The sequence below is a fragment of the Variovorax ginsengisoli genome (assembly GCF_030486595.1).
Taxonomy (GTDB): Bacteria; Pseudomonadota; Gammaproteobacteria; order Burkholderiales; family Burkholderiaceae_C; genus Variovorax; species Variovorax ginsengisoli_B.
In genome coordinates this window covers 11664-29303 of sequence record NZ_JAUJZH010000037.1, presented here as the reverse complement: position 1 = coordinate 29303, position 17640 = coordinate 11664, and the positions used below count along the sequence as shown (strand labels likewise).

The 17640-nt window shown below is 67.3% G+C and carries 16 protein-coding genes and 1 pseudogene; 3 read left to right on the top strand and 14 right to left on the bottom strand.

Annotated features, from left to right (window positions below; translation table 11 throughout):
- Positions 1-18 precede the first annotated feature (18 nt).
- Together QZH52_RS38770 and QZH52_RS38765 are read left to right on the top strand one after the other, a co-directional pair.
- Entirely contained in the window at positions 19-600 is a 582-nt protein-coding gene (locus QZH52_RS38770) for a GntR family transcriptional regulator (protein WP_366919351.1), read from the top strand.
- A 1-nt stretch (position 601) separates the two neighbouring features.
- Positions 602-1438 carry an aminotransferase-like domain-containing protein gene (locus QZH52_RS38765; protein ID WP_366919350.1) on the top strand — a complete coding sequence of 279 codons (837 nt, stop codon included), beginning with the start codon at positions 602-604 and terminating at the stop codon, positions 1436-1438.
- Between the two features lie 66 nt (positions 1439-1504).
- On the opposite strand, the pseudogene QZH52_RS33655 reads toward QZH52_RS38765, so the two are convergent.
- From QZH52_RS33655 to QZH52_RS33640, 4 genes and pseudogenes are all read right to left on the bottom strand, one after another.
- Positions 1505-3106, bottom strand: a pseudogene (locus QZH52_RS33655) (cation:proton antiporter domain-containing protein).
- Between the two features lie 12 nt (positions 3107-3118).
- A complete protein-coding gene (locus QZH52_RS33650) occupies positions 3119-4162 on the bottom strand; it encodes an LLM class oxidoreductase (RefSeq protein ID WP_301815527.1) in 1044 nt (347 codons plus the stop codon).
- Complete coding sequence (locus QZH52_RS33645) at positions 4156-4659, bottom strand: hypothetical protein (protein WP_301815526.1); 504 nt, start codon at positions 4657-4659, stop codon at positions 4156-4158. The genes QZH52_RS33650 and QZH52_RS33645 overlap by 7 nt, the downstream gene beginning before the upstream one ends.
- A gap of 52 nt (positions 4660-4711) precedes the next feature.
- Positions 4712-4900: a hypothetical protein gene (locus QZH52_RS33640; protein ID WP_301815524.1), complete on the bottom strand. Its 189-nt coding sequence runs from the start codon at positions 4898-4900 to the stop codon at positions 4712-4714.
- A 765-nt stretch (positions 4901-5665) separates the two neighbouring features.
- Between QZH52_RS33640 and QZH52_RS33635 the strand changes: the two genes are divergently transcribed.
- Entirely contained in the window at positions 5666-6037 is a 372-nt protein-coding gene (locus QZH52_RS33635; RefSeq protein ID WP_301815523.1) for a response regulator, read from the top strand.
- 139 nt (positions 6038-6176) lie between these two features.
- Here the strand turns inward: QZH52_RS33635 and QZH52_RS33630 are convergent, their stop codons facing one another.
- Genes QZH52_RS33630 through QZH52_RS33585 form a run of 10 tightly spaced genes read right to left on the bottom strand, consistent with a single transcriptional unit; the run spans position 6177 to position 17529 of the window.
- A complete protein-coding gene (locus QZH52_RS33630) occupies positions 6177-6839 on the bottom strand; it encodes an ABC transporter ATP-binding protein (protein WP_301815522.1) in 663 nt (220 codons plus the stop codon).
- Between the two features lie 37 nt (positions 6840-6876).
- Positions 6877-7668 (bottom strand): ABC transporter ATP-binding protein, encoded by a 792-nt coding sequence (locus tag QZH52_RS33625; RefSeq protein WP_301815521.1) that lies wholly within the window; start codon positions 7666-7668, stop codon positions 6877-6879.
- The gene (locus tag QZH52_RS33620; protein ID WP_301815519.1) at positions 7665-8690 is read right to left on the bottom strand and encodes a branched-chain amino acid ABC transporter permease; all 1026 of its coding nucleotides are present in this window, start codon (positions 8688-8690) and stop codon (positions 7665-7667) included. Before QZH52_RS33620 ends, QZH52_RS33625 begins: the two co-directional genes overlap by 4 nt.
- Positions 8683-9576, bottom strand: coding sequence for a branched-chain amino acid ABC transporter permease (locus tag QZH52_RS33615; RefSeq protein WP_301815518.1), 894 nt, complete (start codon positions 9574-9576; stop codon positions 8683-8685). The genes QZH52_RS33620 and QZH52_RS33615 overlap by 8 nt, the downstream gene beginning before the upstream one ends.
- A 30-nt stretch (positions 9577-9606) precedes the next feature.
- Positions 9607-10776 carry an ABC transporter substrate-binding protein gene (locus tag QZH52_RS33610; protein ID WP_301815516.1) on the bottom strand — a complete coding sequence of 390 codons (1170 nt, stop codon included), beginning with the start codon at positions 10774-10776 and terminating at the stop codon, positions 9607-9609.
- Between the two features lie 36 nt (positions 10777-10812).
- Entirely contained in the window at positions 10813-11625 is an 813-nt protein-coding gene (locus QZH52_RS33605; RefSeq protein WP_301815515.1) for an enoyl-CoA hydratase/isomerase family protein, read from the bottom strand.
- The gene (locus tag QZH52_RS33600) at positions 11612-13186 is read right to left on the bottom strand and encodes an AMP-binding protein (RefSeq protein ID WP_301815514.1); all 1575 of its coding nucleotides are present in this window, start codon (positions 13184-13186) and stop codon (positions 11612-11614) included. The genes QZH52_RS33605 and QZH52_RS33600 overlap by 14 nt, the downstream gene beginning before the upstream one ends.
- Positions 13179-13694 (bottom strand): (2Fe-2S)-binding protein, encoded by a 516-nt coding sequence (locus QZH52_RS33595; RefSeq protein ID WP_301815512.1) that lies wholly within the window; start codon positions 13692-13694, stop codon positions 13179-13181. Before QZH52_RS33595 ends, QZH52_RS33600 begins: the two co-directional genes overlap by 8 nt.
- A complete protein-coding gene (locus tag QZH52_RS33590; RefSeq protein ID WP_301815510.1) occupies positions 13691-14527 on the bottom strand; it encodes an FAD binding domain-containing protein in 837 nt (278 codons plus the stop codon). The genes QZH52_RS33595 and QZH52_RS33590 overlap by 4 nt, the downstream gene beginning before the upstream one ends.
- Positions 14524-17529: a xanthine dehydrogenase family protein molybdopterin-binding subunit gene (locus QZH52_RS33585; protein WP_301815509.1), complete on the bottom strand. Its 3006-nt coding sequence runs from the start codon at positions 17527-17529 to the stop codon at positions 14524-14526. Before QZH52_RS33585 ends, QZH52_RS33590 begins: the two co-directional genes overlap by 4 nt.
- Positions 17530-17640: the final 111 nt, after the last annotated feature.

Genomic DNA, 17640 nt, shown 5'->3' with positions numbered 1-17640 from the left:
CCATCGGGCCGTGCTCCCATGAGGCGCTACGAGCGCTATGCAAGCGAGATAGCGGATCTGATCGACGCCGGCGCCCTGAATCCTGGAGATCGCCTGCCTTCGGTGCGCGAGGCGAGTGCCATGCAGGGCCTGAGCCGAACCACCGTCTTTGCGGCCTATTACCTGCTCGAAGCGCGTGGACTCATTCACGTCCGGCCCCGGTCGGGTTACTTCGTCCATGACCGCTCCCACCGCGCGGCCGCAGTTGCGCCGAAGACTTCGCACGCGAACGCACCCTCCGCGGAAGAGGAGATCGATGATCTCTCGATGGAATTGATCCGGACCGCAGGATCGCGCGAACTCGTTCAGCTGGGATCGGGCTTTCTCAGTCCGACGCTATATCCGCTATCCCGGCTGGCGCGCCATCTATGGAACAGCATGCGCGACCTTGATCCTTTTTGCGTGTCTCATGATTCAGTGCCAGCCAAGGATCTGCGACGCCAGATCGCGTTGCGATACCGGCTCGCCGGTACGGCCGTTGACGCCGAGGAGATCACTCTGACCGCTGGCGCCATGGAAGGATTGCACCTGTGCCTGCCAGGCCGTCACCCGGCCCGGTGACGTGGTGGCCATCGAGTCGCCGACCTTCTACCCGGCATTGCGGGTACTTGAACGTCTGAAGCTGCGAGCGCTCGAGATTCCGACTCACTCGCGCTATGGCGTCGACGTTGAAGCGCTGGGCGTCGCGCTCAGGAAAAGCCGAATGGCGGCGTGCTGCTTCATGCCCAGTTTTCAAAACCCTCTGGGCAGTCTGATGCCGCAAGACTGCAGGGAGGCCTTGGTGAGGCTGCTTGCGCAGCACGAGATTCCCTTGATTGAACACGATGTCTGCGCCGAGCTCTATTTCGGGGACCGCAGGCCTTTGCCGGCAAAGCACGATGACAAGGCAGGCCTCGTGATGCATTGCGGTTCGTTCTCCAAGTCGCTCGCGCCCGGGTATCGCATCGGTTGGGTAGCAGGCGGCCGGTATGCACGCACTATCGAACACTTGCGGCTGTTGCATTCGCTCGCACCGGCGGTTCCATCCGTTGCCGCGATCGCCAGCTACCTGACAGCAAACCGCTACGACAGGCACTTGCGTCAGATGCGTGCGACGCTGAACTGCTACAAGGTCGTCGCCGTGAACGCTGTCCGCGAATTCTTCCCTTGTTCGACCCAGGTCGCCGTTCCGGAAGGGGGCTACTTTCTGTGGCTCCAACTGCCGCGGAGCGTCGATGCGCTGGCCCTGCATCGGCTTGCCCTCGCGCACAACGTCACGCTGGCGCCAGGACACATGTTCTCGATCGACAGGCGCTTCACCCATTGGGTGCGCATCAACTTCGGCCACGGCGGGGATCCGCGCTTCGTGTCTGCATTGCGCACCGTCGGGGAACTGGTTGCCCGACTTGCGGGGATGTGAACCTGAGTGTGGCGCTGCAAGTGGAGGCTCAGCATCGGCGACGGCGCGCAGTGTGAAGAACTCGCCCTAGCGGCCCGCGTCCGGCCGCGTGGTCAGCGGTGTGGGTTTGAGTCGGTTGCTGTGCATCAGCTCGAGCCCGGCCTCGATGCCGCCGGCCGTCTGCAACTCCAGCCGCTCCTCGTCGCGCCGCAAGGCATCTGCCGCGATTTGCGCTGCTTCGTTGGGCGGAACGCCGATGGCGCGCAACGCGGCTTCGCCGAACTCGCTCGCCCCCGCGAAAGTCTCGCGCACCAGGTACTCGACGTTGCCCGAGAGCAGCTGGAGGGCATGGCCGCGATCGAAGGCGCGCACGAGCAGCTTGGCGTGCGGGAAGGATTCCTTGGCCAGGTCGACGATCTTCAGCCTGCGCCCTTGTCGTCCACACATACGGCAATGGCCTGCGCCGTCGCTGCCCCGGAGGCATGCAGAATGTCCAGCCGGGTGCCGTCGCCGTAGTAGACCTTGAAGCCGAAGTCCTCGGCGCTCTGGATCATCTCGGTGTCCATGTCGATGATGGAGACGTCGACGCCGCGCGCGAGCAGCGGTTGGCTCGCCACCTGCCCGAAGCGGTCGAAGCCGATCATCAGCACGCTGCCCGTCAGGCCCTCGGCTTTGGGAATGCCCTCCATGTCGACCGAGCGCTCGGGCAGCATCCAGCGCAGGGCGCCCACTGCCAGCGGCGTCAGTGCCATCGACAGGATCACGATCGCGGTGAGCACCGCGTTGGTCGGGCCGTCGATCGAACGACGTCGAACTCTCCGCCCTGCGCCATCAGCACCATCCGATGCAAGGCGTCCTCGTGCCTGGCGCCGAGCACACGGCCCACGCCGTAGATGCCCGCAGCCTTCACCAGCATGAAGGCGATGACGCCGCCCACAACCTGGGGCCAATGGGTTGCGAAGATGGCCAGGTTCAGCGCCATGCCGACGCTCAGGAAGAACAGGCCCAGCACCACCAGCAAGGCGGCAGCGGTCATGACATCTCGCGCATGGGCTGCGGCGAGCACGTGAAAGAGCGGATTGAGGAGCCACCGTCCAGCGGCCGTCAGGCTGGCCACGGCGGCCAGCGCCAGTCCGACCCTCTGCCAGATGGAGGAGCCGTCCGCGGCCTCGGCGGGGGCCAGCAGCGCCACGATGGCGAGCAAGGGAACGATCGCCAGATCTTCCAGCAGAAGAATCGACACCACGCTCTGCCCACGGACTGTCGTGGTCTCGCCGCGCTCGTCGAGGATCTGCATGACCGTGGCGGTCGACGTCATCACGAAGCCCATCGCGGCGACGAAGGCCACGGCCGGCGACAGGCCCGCAAGCATGCCGACACCGGTCAGCAGGGCACCGCAGGCAACGACCTGCGCCAGGCCGAGGCCGAAGATCTGATGGCGCAGGCTCCACAGGCGCTTGGGGTGCATCTCCAGCCCGGGAACATCACGACGCCGAGTTCCGCCACGTGCAGGATCGCCTGCGGATCGGAAAAAAGCCCCATGCCGAAGGGGCCGATGGCCAGGCCGGCCGCCAGGTAGCCGAGCACCGAGCCGAGCCCGAGCCGTTTGAAGACCGGTACCGCCACGACGCCTGCCGCGAGCAGCGAGGCGACTCGGACCAGTTGCTCGGTTCCTGCTTCGACTGCCACTTGCACCCGTCCTCAATGCTGCGGCGCGACTGTGTCGTCGACCTCGGCATCGCTCGGTTCCAGCTCGACGGCGGCAGGCTTGTCGGCCCGCGCGTCGGTCAGGCGCGGCAGCACTTCGGTGCCGATCTCCTCGAGCACCTCGGATGCCGGCCGCGCGCCGTACTTGAAGTTGAGGATCACGTGGTTGACGCCGACACCGCGCAGCGAGTCGAGAAAGCTCAGCAGGAAGTGCCGCCCCGCCCTGAAGCCGAGGTGGATGGGCGTCGGCGCCAGGTGCGGATCGTCGGCGAGGTCGACGTAGAGCGATTGCACGAACGGTTTGAAGGCCCCCGGTCTGGCGGCATGGACCTCGCCGCGCCAGCGCGTCACCGTTTCGGCCTGGCGGTCGATGCCGCGAGGATAGGTGATCCAGCCGTCGGCGTGCCCGGCGATCCAGGGCAGCGGCTGCCCGCTGTTTCCGGTGACGAGCATCGGCAGGCGCCCCAACGGCTTGGGCACGAGGTCGGCGTTGGCGGCGAGCACAACGGCCGTCGACTTCAACATCGGGTACTCGAGCTGCAGCACGCGGCGGATGACCTCGAAGTACTCGCGGAACAGGACGGCGCGCCGTTCGATGTCGACGCCGAAGGCCGGGAACTCCACCGGCCGGTCGCCCGACGCCACCCCCAGCACCAGCCGGCCGCCCGACAGCTGGTCGATCGAGGCTGCCGCCTTGGCCACATGCAGCGGATGCCGCAGCGGCAGCACGATGGAGCCGGTGGCCAGCGCAATCTTTTGCGTGTGTGCCGCGATCCAGCCGAGGTACACCCAGGGATCGTAGATCTGCCCGAGGTCGCCGAAGCTCGGATCGCGCAGCGGCACGTCGCGCACCCACAGGGCGGCATATCCGAGGGCCTCGGCGCGCTGCGCGAGCCGCTCCTGGTCGTGCATCGACGGCTCATCGCCCTTGAAGGCTTCGATGGGGAAGAAGACGCCGAGCGTGAGGCGGCCCGCGCGGAACATGCGACGAAAGCCTGGCGCTTCGTCGACGGTGGCCATCGGGTTGACGTTCAGCATGGGCACTCCTGTTCGATGTCGGCAAGCGTACGCAGCGCGTCGGCGGCGGTATTCCCGATTGCTGCGAAAACTGCCCAAGGACGGCGACCACGTGCTGGCAGCCACGACGTATTGCGAGGTAATCGCATCTTTCGACAAACTGACCCGGTCTCCCCCAAAAGCATCAATCGCGACAAGCACTTGTGATGGGAGAGGAAGACATCAGTTTGAAAATTCATGGCAAACATCAGCATCAGGATGGAGAAGGAGATCAGGATGTTGAGTCCTTGCATCAGAACCTCCCATCCAGGCAACAGCCGGCCGAACCAGCCGTCGAAGGCAGCGAGGGCCGTGCTCACGAGCGAAGAGACCAAGAGCAGGAAGGCGAGGCCCGGGATCAGTCCCAAAGAGAACACGCGCGCAGGCAGCACGGCCCACACGCCAGACGGCTTTTCCTTCTTCGACACGTGCCAGATGCGATCTCCGACGCACGACTTCGAGTCCTCGTACGCCGCCACGGAATGCTCAAAAAAATGGGCCCCAGTTGCTGGGGCCCCACTGTCCGGAACCTCAGATCGCTGGCGGATCGTTCTCGCGACCGAAGTGCCGGTGCAAAGCCATGGCATCGAAGAAGTCGGCGGCTGCTGCGTCGGCCGCCGAAGAATCGGCCAGGATCAGCCCCGGATCGGCCGCGCCGTCGGGCAAGGTCAGGGGGATCCGAGCCTCGCCCAACAGGGCCTGTGAAGCACCGAAGGCCAAGATGGCCTTGCAGTGCCACTACTGCGCGCGCAGGAATTCGAGGGTAGACGCTGTCACCGGCCGATCACCCATCGTGACAAGGCGACGGATCACCGTCGGCTCAATTCGAAAGGTCCGCCCACGACGTGAGCAGTTTGACCAGCTTTGCTGGATCGCCTGTACTCGGTGTGTCAGGTTCGACCGCTAATACTTGCGCAGGATCTCGCCCGCGGCTTCCCACCCGGACGGTACCGCGTCCCACGAGGAGGCCGCGCGGATGCGCACGGGTCCAAAATGCGTGGAAGGTTTGAGCCCCCGAAGGCGTGAGTGCGTGCCAGTCCGTGTTCAGCCGTACCCACAATGCGCAGACCGTGCCCAGACGTCCTCGCCATGCCGGCGCACAAACGAAGAGGCCAACGTCTCCCTGACGCAGCTTCACAAGATGCGTGGGGTAGTCGTACATCTTGAGCCAGTTCATCGGTTCCTGCCTTTCGGACACGATTTCGAGAAGCGGTTGACGAAGTCGGCGGAGCTGTTGGACGAGGTCAATGATTCTCTGGAGCAAGCGGTGCAGGGCGGCGAGGTTTGCCACGGCAGTCCGGCCGACGATCCGCCCGCTCGAAGTTCCCGAGACCTTTGACCCATAGCGGCGCGGCCCGTAGGACGCCATAGCCGGGACGCGCAGGCTGTTGACCTACATGATGGCAGTGGCACTGTCTGCGCCAATACGTGCCGCAAGCAGACCCCGCGTGGCGATTCACAACCGAGCGCCTCAGGCGTACCACGATGCCGCTCCATACGCTCCTCATCGAGGACAGCGAGACAATTCGCGAGAACCTGATTCCGACATTGGCCGAGCTGGCCGATGCGCAGGTGATCGCCGTCGCCGAGGGCGCCTCGGAGGCCATCGATGCCTTGAATCGGTACGGCGATGAGTGGGACCTGGTCATCGTGGACCTTTTCCTGAAGGAGGGCTCGGGGCTCAGCGTGCTGCGCGCCGGTCAGAACCGGTCTCCGCACCAGCACATGCTGGTCCTGACGAACTATCCCACGGCAGAAATTCGCCGCCGGTGCATGGATCTCGGAGCGGATGGCGTTTACGACAAGTCCACCGAACTCGAGGCTTTCTTCGACCGCTGCCAATCGTATCGTCCATAGCCGAACAGCTGGCACTTGATGGCTTGCGTGCTTCGTAGACAACCATGCTATCGACCCTTGGTCAGCCACTCCGCATTTGCCTTGAACCACTTGCGCGGATCGCCGCCGGCTGGAAAGCCAAGGCAAGTGCCATTCGCCCTCAAACCGCGATGCGCTCGAACAGCGCCTCCCGGTCCGTCGCCACGTCGGCACGCCCCGTCGCCACGACCTGCCCGCGCTCGATCGCATAGAAGCGTGTGGTCAGCTCGATTGCGCGGCGCACATTCTGCTCGACCAGCACGATCGGAATACCGTCGCGACGGAGTCCCTCCATTAGTTCAAAAATCTCGTCGACGATCTTGGGTGCCAGTCCCTCGGTCGGCTCGTCGATCAACAGCAGCTTGGGCTGGCCCACCAGCACACGCGCCATGGCCAACATCTGCTGCTCGCCGCCGGAGAGCGTGGTGCCGAGTTGTGTGCGGCGCTCGCCGAGGCGAGGGAAGCGAGTGTAGATCTCGTCCAGCCGGCGCCTGGACTCGGTGCCCGACCGGCGCGGCACCTGCATGAAGCCGAGCATCAGGTTCTCCTCGACCGTCAGGCCGGGGAAGATGCGCCGGTCTTCCGGCACGAAGCCGATGCCCTGGCGGCAGATGATGTCGGACGCGCTGCCGCCGATGTCGGTACCTTCGAAGGCAATGCGTCCTTCGCTCGGCGCCAGCCAGCCGGCGATGGTTTTCATGACCGTGGTCTTGCCCACGCCGTTGCGGCCGAACAGGCCGACCACCTCGCCGGCCTTGACGCTGATCGAGATGCCCTGCAGCACATGGCTCAGGCCGTAATGCGCATGGACGTTGCTGAGTTCAAGCATGGTTGGCGTCTCCGAAGTAGGCAGCCTGCACCGCCGGGTCGCTGCGCACTTGCTGCGGTGGTCCCTCGGCCAGCTTATGGCCCTGGTGCATCACCACCACGTGGTCCGACAGGTTCATCACCAGGTCGACATCGTGTTCGACCAGCAGGATGCTCAGCGATTCGGCCGCCAGGCCACGGATCATGGCCGCCGTCTCCTGGGTGTCGGTGTGGCTCATGCCCTGCGTCGGCTCGTCGAGCAGCAGCATGCGCGGCCGCGCCGCCAGCGCGACGGCGATCTCGAGCCGGCGCTGCTCGCCGTGCGACAGGAAGCCCGCGAGTTCGTCGGCCTTGGGTTGCAGGCCGAAGCGCTCGATCAGCTCATCCACGCGCTGCAGCGCCGCGCGGCCCGAAGCGACCGGCCTGAGCAACCCGCGGCCATTGGCGAGAAACTGCGCAGCCAGCCGCAGGTTCTCGCGCACCGGCAACTCGAAGAAAAGGTTGGTGATCTGGAACGAGCGCGCGAGGCCCGCCGCGAGCATGCGATCCGGGCTCGCGCCCGTCACCTTGTGCCCGTCGAACACCACGCGTCCGGCGCTCGGCCGGAAGGCGCCGCTGATCAGGTTGAACAGACTGCTCTTGCCCGCGCCATTGGGGCCGATCACCGAAGTGATGTGGCCGCGCCGGGCGTCGAAGCTCACGCCGTTCACAGCCACCAGCGAGCCGAAGCGCACGGTGAGGTCACGCACCGAAAGGATGGCGTCGACGCGCGCCGCCGACGCCACGGATTCACGCACCGCGCTCATGATGGGTTCTCCTTGCGCGCCCAGCGCCGTTCGAGCGCCGGCACCAGATAGCCGATCAGGCCCTTCGGAAAGAAGATCACAGCCATCACGAAGATCGCGCCGATCACGAGCTGGTGGTGCGCGGTGAACGAGCCCACCACCGACTTCAGCACCGTGAGGATGGACGAGCCGTAGAGCGCGCCGATCAGCGTGCCGGTGCCGCCGACGATGACGTTGATGACCGCGTTGCCCGACACCTGGAAGAACATCAGTTCCGGCGAGACGAAGCCGCGCAGCATCGGGTAGAGCGCGCCCGACAGGCCGGCGACGTTGGCCGCCAGAACGAACGCTGCGAGCTTGTAGCGCCACGGATCGAAGCCGAGGAAGCGCACGCGGTGCTCGTTGGCGCGAATGGCGTCCAGCTGGCGGCCGAACGGGGTTTCCATCAGGTAGGCCAGGCCGGCGTACAGCGCGGCGATGAAGACCAGCACGAACAGGAAGAATCCGCCCGGGCTGGCGGCATCGACGCTGACCAGGCCGAGCGAGATCTGCGGCACCGGTATGCCAATGAGGCCGTCCGATGCGCCCAGTTCGCGCGTGTTGAACACTACCTTGGATATCACCTGCGCCAGGCCGAAGCTGATCAACGCGAAATACACGCCCTTGGCGCGGATCGCGATCACGCCGCTCACCAGGCCGGCCAGCGTGGTGCTCGCCAGCACCACCGCCATCGCCAGCCAGAACGAAGGCAGGCCCTCCTTGAGCACCAGCGCCGAAACATAGGCGCCGAAGCCGAAGAACAGCGCCTGGCCGAGCGGCAGCAGGCCGGTGCGGCCCAGGAGCAGGTCGACCGAGAGCGCGAGACCGCCGAAGATCAGTGCCTCCGTCCCGAGCCGGAAGAAGAACACGTCGCCCTGCACGCCCGCGATGGCGGCGAACACCAGCGCGAGGCCGAAGAACAGGAACGCGAGCCAGCGGATCGGGTTGCGCTTCTTTGCCGGCGTGGTGGTCAGCACGCCTGCCGTTGCCGTCATTTCATGCATGGCCAAGCCTCCCGAACAGGCCTTGCGGCCGCCACATCAGTGTGAGCACCATGATCCCGAACAGCAGCGGATCGCTCCACACCGGCGAGATGTACAGGCTCGAGATCGACTGCACCTGCGTCAGCAGCAGCCCGGCGACAACCGCGCCCTTGATCGACCCCATGCCCCCAATGATCACCACCGAGAACGCGATAAGCACGAAGTCGCGGCCCATGGTCGGGAACACCGAATAGATCGGCGCCAGCAGCACGCCCGCCAGCGCCGCCAGCGCAACGCCAAACGCAAAGGTGCCCGCGTACACCACGCCGACCGGCACGCCGAGCGAGGCCGCCATGTGGCGGTCGAACGCCGCGGCACGCACCATCGCACCGAGCCGCGTGCGGAACACCACCAGCCATACCGCGCCGATCACCACCGCACCGAAGGCCATCAGGAACAGCCGGTAGTTCGGGAAGAAGAGGCCGAACATTTCGGTCGCGCCCGCGATCGGCGACTCCAGCCGCAGCGGATTGGCACCGAACGCCAGCTTCAGCACGTCTTCCAGGATGATGGCCAGGCCGAAGGTGAGCAGCAGCGTGAGCGTGTGGCGTTCCCGCGAATGGAACACCCGTTGGATCAGCACCCGTTCGCAGGCATAGCCCACCACCGCCATCAGCACCGGCGTGAGCGCGAGCGCCCACCAGAAGGGCAGGCCGGCGGCCAGCAGCGCCACCGCGGCGTAGGCGCCGATGGCGTAGAACTCGCCGTGCGCCATGTTGATCACGTCCAGCAAGCCGAAGATGATCGTCAGTCCCAGCGCCATCAGCACCACAGCAACGCCGATGGACGCGCCGTTGATGACTTGTGGCGCCAGGACAAATTGCAACCAGTCGAGCAGTTCGCCCATGGTGTGTCTCCTGAAACGAGGCGGACCGGTTCAGAACCGGGTGCAGGTATCGGCGCCGATCGCCGCGACCGCGCCGACCTTGCCAACGATCTTGAATTCACCGCCAACCACGCGCACCGCATACATCTCCTGCATGGCCTGGTGGTCGCCGGCGCGCAGGGTCTTGGTGCCCTGCGGCGTCTGCCATTCGATGCCGCGCATGGCCGCACGCACCTTGTCGGTGTCGGTGCTCTGCGCCTTCTCGACGGCCGCCTTGTAGAAGAACAGCACGCCGTAGGAATCGGCGCCGTACAGGTCGGGCCTGGCCTTGGCGGCGGCTTCGAACTCGCTCACGAACTTTCTGTTCTCGGCGCTGTCGATGCTGGGCGAATAGCCCACGCCGGTGACGAATCCGTCGGCCGCCTTGCCGATCGCGGCCAGGTTCTGCGAGGTCACGGTGCCAGAGGCGCCCACGATCTGCACGTTGCGCGACACGCCGAACTCGGCGAGCTGGCTGAACAGGCGCACCGTGTCGTTGCCGGCGACCGAGGTGTAGATCACGCCCGGTCGCGACGCGCGCACCTGTCCGAAGAAGGGCGAGTAGTCCTTGTTGTCGAGCGGCGCGTAGACCTCGCCCACCGTCTTCGAGCCCTTGGCTTCGGCCGCCGACTTGAAGGCTGCCACCGTGCTGCGGCCCATCTCGTAGTCGGGGCCGAGGTAGAACACGGTGGCCTGCGGCTTCTCCCTGGCCAGCCAATCGGCCAGCGCCGCCGACTGCATGCCGGCGCGCGCATTGACGCGGAATACATTGGGCGAGCACTTGTCGGTCGTGATCGAATCCGCGAACGACACCGTGGTCGCGATCAGTTTGTTGTTGCGCTCGGCCAGCTGGCCCACGGCGAGCGTCGAGCCGGAGTTGACCGTGCCCGTCAGGAAGTCGACTTTGTTGACCTGGAACAGTTTCTCGGCCTTCTGCGTCGCGACGGCAGGGTTGGCCTCTTCGTCTTCGTAGATCAACTCGAGCTTGCGGCCCATCACGCCGCCGCCCGCGTTGATCTGCGCGGCTGCGAGGTCGAGGCCCCACTTGACCTGCTGGCCGATGCCGGCATAGGTGCCCGACAGCGGCGTGACCACGCCGATCCTGATCGGCGCGGTCTGCGCCGCGGCGAAGAGTGGTGCGGCCAGTGCGGCAAGGAAGGCGGTGCGTGCGAGTGTCTTCATGTCTGTCTCCTTGGGGTGGTTCTTGAAAAAATGGGATCACTTGCCGGTGAAGTTGGCGCGCCGCTTGCCATGGAAGGCCTCGACGCCTTCGCGAAAATCTTCGGAGCTGCGCAGCCGCGAATAGCAGTGGCCTTCGAGTTCGATTGCGATCGACAGCGGCGAGTCCTCGGTGTCGTTGAGCAGCTTCTTGGCGGTGCGCTGGGCCAGCGGCGAGAAGCTGCGCAGTTCGTCGACCAGCGCATCGGTCGCGGATTCGAGTTCGGCGTCGGGCACGCATTCGGTGGCCACGCCCCAGTCGAAGGCCTGGCGGCCGCCGATGCGGCGCGAGCGCATCACGATGTCCTTGGTGCGCGTGATGCCGACCATCTTCTGCAGCCGCGCCGAGCCGCCCGAGCCCGGGATCTGGCCGAGCTTCTGTTCGGGCAGTGCGTACAGCGTGGTCTCGGTGGCGAGGCGGAAGTCGCAGGCCAGCGAGATCTCGAAGCCGACACCGAAGCAGTAGCCGCGGCCGGCCGCGATCACCGGCTTGCTGCAGCGCGTCGGCGCCGCCACGTTCCAGGCCAGCTTCGACACATGTTCGGGCGACGCTTCCAGAAAGCCGCGGATGTCGCCCCCGCTGGAGAAATGCTCGCCCTCGGCGCGCAGCACGATCACGCGCACGCGAGCGTCGGCATCGAGCGCCTCGAAGGTGATGCGCAGCTGTTCGCGCCCGCGCATGCTGATCACGTTGAAGGGCGGGCGCGCGAGCACGATGTCGGCGCGCTCGCGCTTTGCATCGATGTGCACCGAGAAGCCGTCGAGATCGACCGGCAGCGCGAGGGCCGGGTGGCCGAGTTCATTGAGTTTCATCTGGCTTTTCCTTGGGGTGAAGGGGAGGGGTCGGTGGCATGGGCGCGGCCTGCTCGAACTCGCCGGCGACGAGCTTGCGGCGCAGCACCTTGCCGACCGGGGATTTCGGTATTTCGTGCACGAACACGTACTCGCGCGGACGCTTGAAGTTGACGAGGTCGGAGACACGGCAATGGGCGTCGAGCGCATCGGGCGCGACCGGTGCGCGTGTCTTCACGAAGGCCACCACCTTCTGGCCCCAGCGCTCGTCGCGCAGGCCGGCCACGGCCACTTCGTCGACCGCCGGGTGCAGCGACAGCACCGACTCGATGTCGACCGGCGAAATGTTTTCGCCGCCGCTGATGATCATGTCGTCGACACGTCCGGTCACGTACAGGTCGCCGTCGGCATCGACATAGCCGGTGTCGCCGGTGAAGTACCAGCCGTCGCGCAGGCTTTTCGCGTTCGCGTCGGGGCGGTTGTGATAGCCCTCGAAGGCCTCGTCGCCGAGGAGGTCGGCAATGATCTGGCCCTCTTCGCCCTGCGCGGCGTTCCGCTCCGGCGTCTCCGCGACGAGCGGAATCACCCGCAGTCGCGTGTTCATGCCGGCCCGCCCCGCGGCGCCCGGCTTGGCCACCGCGTTCTGGCTGATGGCGAAGGTGTAGATCTCCGAACTGCCGTAGTGATTGACGAACAGCTCGGGCCGGAACGCCGCGTCGAGCCGCTGCAGCAGTCCGTCGTGCATCGGCGCACCAGCGAAGCCGAGCTTCCTCACGCTCGTCACGTCAGTCTGCGCGAAGTCGGCATGCGACAGCAGGTCGTGATAGAGCGTCGGTACCAGATAGAGGTGCGTGATCCGCTCCCGTTCGATGGCGGCGAGCGCCGAGCGCGCATCGAACTTCGGTATGCAGACGAAGCAGCCATCGAGCAGCGCCAGAGCGAGCAGCGAACGCACGCCCATCGTGTGATACAGCGGCATCACGCCGAGCGTGCGCTCACTGATGGCGTAGCGGTTCTGCGCGACGTGGGCGAGCGCGGCGATGCGCTCGGCGCGCTGGCGGCGCGGCACGCCCTTGGGCTTGCCGGTCGTGCCCGAGGTGTATAGCATCAGTGAGAGGTCGTCGGCCACGGCGTGCGGTATCGGTTCGCACGGCGCGGCGAGCCATTCCTTGAAGGCGATGGTCGCGCCCTGCACTTCGCCGACGCCGATGCGGATGCGCTGTGCCGCCAGTGCGGAACCCGCCACCGCGGCTTCGGCCGCCGGCTCGCAGACCAGTGCCCGCGCGCCGGAATCGGCCAGGCAGTAGTCGATGTCCTCGCTCTTGGCGCGCCAGTTCAAGGGCGTGATCACGATGCCCGCGAACTGGCAGGCCCAGTGCAGCGTGGCCATCTCCCAGCGGTTCTGCATCACGACCAGCAGGTGATCGCCGCGTCGCAGGCCGGCCCGGGCCAGGCCCTGCTGTACGGCGCCGACGCGAAGCGCCCAGTCGGCATAGCTCCAGCGCAGCGCGCCGTCCACCAGCGCCGTGGCGCGCGGGCTGCGTTCGATGCTTTGGAGCAGCGTGCGGCCGAGGTCAAGCATGGGTGGCTTCCTTCGCCGTCTGGCGCGCGCGTGCCACCTCGAGCACGGCGGCGACGATCGGCGTGTAGCCGGTGCAGCGGCACAGGTGGCCCGAGAGCATCTCGCGCACCTCGTCCTCACTCGGTTGGCTCACACGGCCGAGCCAGTCGGCGCACGACATCAGGATGCCGGCAGTGCAGAAGCCGCATTGCAGCGCGTGATGGCGCTTGAAGGCCGTCTGCAGGTCGTTCAGCAGGCCCTGCGCGTCGGCCAGGCCTTCCACCGTGTCGACACGGCGCCCGTCGACCTGCAACGCCAGCGTCATGCAGGCGCGCTGGGCCACGCCGTCGATGCGCACCGTGCAGGCGCCGCAGACGCCGTGCTCGCAGCCCACGTGGGTGCCGGTCGCGCCGAGCGCGTGGCGCAGGAAGTCGCTCAGCAGCATGCGCGGCTGCACCTGGGCGCTGCGTGCGCTGCCGTTGAGATGGAGGCGCACCGGATGCAGTGCGTCGCGGGCCAGGACGGTCATGAGGAACTCCGGTTCGATAGGGCTTGATTGGCGGCGCGCCGGCCAAGGCGTCGCACCAGTTGGCGGCGCAGCGCGGCGCTCGCCTGCGGTTCGTCGCGCGCGTCCAGCGACCACGCGAGTTCGTTGAGTGCGTCGTCCAAGGCGCTGCCGTCGAGCAAAGGAAAGTCGCGCGCGGTCGGCCGGTCGGCGACGCCGCCCACGGCGACGCGCAGGCGCTTTGCATCGGCCATCGCGGCCACCGCGCAGACCGCGAAATCGCCATGACGCATCGAGAACTCCTCGAAGCCATGGCCCACGCCCGGTTGGCCCAGCGGAAAGCGCACCGCCTCGAGCAGTTCGTCGTTCGCGCGCGCCGTGCTCAGCATGCCGGTGAAGAAGTCCTGTGCCTTCACGCGTCGTGTGCGCTTCGCGTTGCGCAGCACGACTTCGCCTTCGAGCGCCAGCAGGCACAGCGGCAGCTCGGCCGAGGGGTCGGCGTGCGCGATCGAACCCGCGACGGTGCCTCGGTTGCGAATCTGGAAATGCGAGATGTGCGGGAAGGCCAGCGCCAGCAGCGGCAGCTCCTGCCGCAAGCCAGGGCGCCATTCGATGCTGGCCTGCGTGGCCGCAGCGCCGATGCGCAGCCAGCCGCCCGGCTCGGTGCTCACCTTCGCGAGCGGCGCCGAGCGCGAGATGTCGATCAAGAGCGACGGTTGTGCAAGGCGCATGTTCAGCACCGCCATCAGCGACTGGCCGCCCGCAAGGATGCGCGCGTCGTCGCCGTGCGCGGCGAGTGCGGCGACCGCCGCGTCCGCGCTGTCGGCGCGCAGGTAGTCGAAGGCTGCGGGTTTCATGCGTGCTCCTTGGCACCGATGCCGAGCCGGCGCCGCAGTCGCTGCCACGCCGTGAGCGGTACGGCGCCCGTCGCCTGCCGCCCGAGCGATTCGAACAGCTGCGCGAGCACGATGCGCGCTGCGCCTTCCAGCATGCGGCTGCCGACCGCGGCCACCTTGCCGCCGACCTGCGCGGCGTAGTCGTAGTGCAGGCGCGTGCCGGCGTCGCTGGACTCCAGGCGCACCGTGCCGCTGCCGGCGCCGGTGCCCAGCGAGGAGCTGCCTTGCCCGGCGAGCCGCAGGCTGTGCGGCGGGTCGATCTCCGACAGCGCGATCTGTGCCTCGTAGCGCGCCTTCACGAGCCCGACGCCGACCGTGACGTCGGCGCGATAGCGGTTGGCGCCGATCACGTCCAGCGCATGGCAGCCCGGAATCACTTTGGCCAGCGCCACCGGGTCGAGCAGCACCGCGAACACGCGTTCCGGCGGCGCGGCGATGTCGATCACGCCACTGGCGCGCAGCGCAAGGCCGTCACCCGCCGGCAGCGCGGGTGCTGCGGCCCGCGCCATCGAGGCCGGCGCTGCGGGTTCATCCGCGCCGATCGCGGCCAGCACGCGCGAGGGCGTTAGCGGCAGCCGCACATCGTCCACATCGCGCAGCGGCCGCAGCGCATCGGCGAACGCATTGGCAATGCACACCGGCGTGCTCATGTTGTTGCCTTCGCCCAGCCCCTTGGCGCCGAGCGGCGTGAAAGGCGAGGGCGTCTCCATATGGACGATCACCGGGTCAGGCACCTCACAGGCCGTGGGAATCAGATAGTCGGCCAGCGTCCCGGACTGGAAGCCGCCGTCCGCCGCGTAGCGGAACTCCTCGTACAGCGCGGCGCCGAGGCCTTGCGCGAACGCGCCGCAGATCTGCCCGTCGGCCAGCGCCGGGTTGAGGATGCGGCCGGCGTCGTGCGCCGTGATGTAGCGGTCGACGCGCACCCGGCCAGTGTCCGGATCGACCTCGAGGCCACAGATGTCGAAGACGAAGCCGTACGCGGCCGAGGTGTTGACGCGGTCGTTCGCGTCCGGCGCGGCCAGTGTCTCGGGGGTCCAGAAAGCGGTCTCGCGCAAACCTGGCGCCATGCCTTCGGGCAGCAGTGCGGGCGCCCAGTGCGGGCTCGCGGCGAGGCGGGCAAAGGGCTGGCTGCGCTCCGTCTGTCGGCTGTCCATCACCTGGCCTTGGATGAACACGATCTGGTCGAGCGCACAGTCGAACTGCGCCGCCGCGATACGCGCCAGCTTGTCGCGCAGCTTGACCGCGGCCAGGTGCACCGTGCCTGCGACCGCGCCGGCGAAGCGGCTGGAGTAGTTGCCCGCCGCCACCGACCATGCGTCCTTGGCGGTGTCGAACTCGACGTTGACGGCGATCTGTTCCGGCTTCAGGCCGAACACGTCGGCCACGACCTGTGCGCACACCGTCATGTGGCCCTGACCGGCTGGCGCCGAAGCGATGCCGACGTTGATGCCGCCCAGCAGGTCGATCGACACCGTGGCGCTCGCGATCGCGCCGTTCTTCGGCCCGGCCTTGGCGCGCTGCGCAGGCGTGAGCACGGTGCTGATGTAGCCCATGTTCGACACCGATGGCTCGACGATGGCCGCGCAGCCGATGCCATAGAGCTTGCCGGCCGCCCGAGCCGCATCGCGCCGCGCGATCAGCGCGGGCATGTCGGCCGCCGCGCGGGCCAGGTCCAGGGCCTGCGCGTAGTCGCCGGAGTCGAGCACCGCGCCCGCTGCGGCGTGGTAGGGGAACCGGTCCGCCGCCACGAAATTGCGGCGCCGCAGTTCGAACGCGTCGATGTTGAGCTCGACGGCGATGCGGTCCATCAGGCGTTCCAGCGCGAAGTACACCTGGGGCCCGCCGAAGCCCCGCACCAGGCCGGTCGGCGTCTTGTTGGTCACGACCACGCGGTTGCGCACCTCGAGGTGAGCGATGTCGTAGGCGCCGGTCAGGGCGCCGTGCATGCGGTAGAAGGTGGCCGGCTCGGGCGCACGAAGGTAGCCGCCGACCTCGTCCATCTGGTCGTAGCGCAGTGCCAGCACGCGGCCCTCGGCGTTCACCGCGGCCTCGATTGTGGTCAGCCGGGCGGTCGCCGAGGTCGCGGCGGTCAGATGCTCCAACCGGTCCTCGACCCACTTGACCGGGGCGCCGGCCTTGCGCGAGGCCAAACACATCAGCACCACGTACGGAAACACCGCCTGCTTCACGCCGAAGCTGCCGCCCGAGTCGCGCGGGATGCGATGGCGCAGCTTGTTGCCGGGCACCTGCAAAGCCAGCGCCATCACGGCGTGCAGCGAGAACGGCCCCATGAAGTTCGACAGCACGTCGTAGCCTTCGTCGCCCGGCAGGTGCTCGGCGACGACGACACCGCATTCGATCGGCGTGCAGGTGTTGCGCGGGTAGTGCACCGTGAGCGCCACGCGGTGCGGTGCGTCGGCAAAAGCTGCAGCGGCATCGCCGTAGGCGAACTGCCGGTCCGACACCACGTTGCTGCCGACATCGGCATGCAGCACTGGCGCATCGGCTTCGATGGCGCGTTCGATGTTCACCACCGCGGGCAGCGCGCGGTACTCGACGCGAATGGCGTCGAGCGCGTCTTCGGCGAGATAGCGGTCTTCGGCCACTACCACGGCGACCGGCTCGCCGGCATAGCGCACGCGGTCCACTGCCAGCGCCCAATGCCGCATCGGTTGTTTGACCCCGACCACGAAAGGTTGCGACCAACGCTGGGCGTCTTCTCCCGTGAGCACGGCGCGCACGCCGGGCATCGCCAGCGCCGCGGCCGCATCGATCGCGACCAGTTCGGCGTGGGCGTGCGGTGAGCGCAAGACGGCGGCGTGCAGCGTGCCGGGCGTCACGCCCAGGTCGTCGCCGTAGCGGCCGCGGCCGGTCAGCAGGGCTGCGTCTTCGAGCCGCTCGATTGGCTGGCCGAGGGTGGGCCGGCGCAGTTGCTGCGCGAGGGCCGGTTCGCTGTGCATTTCGCTGGTCTCCTGCTTGCTTTGTCTCTGTGTACAGAGCGTAGGCCGGGGCCTTCCATCAGCGTGAACGCCAGCGTCCAGTGAAGGACCAATTCGTCTGATTTTGGTTCG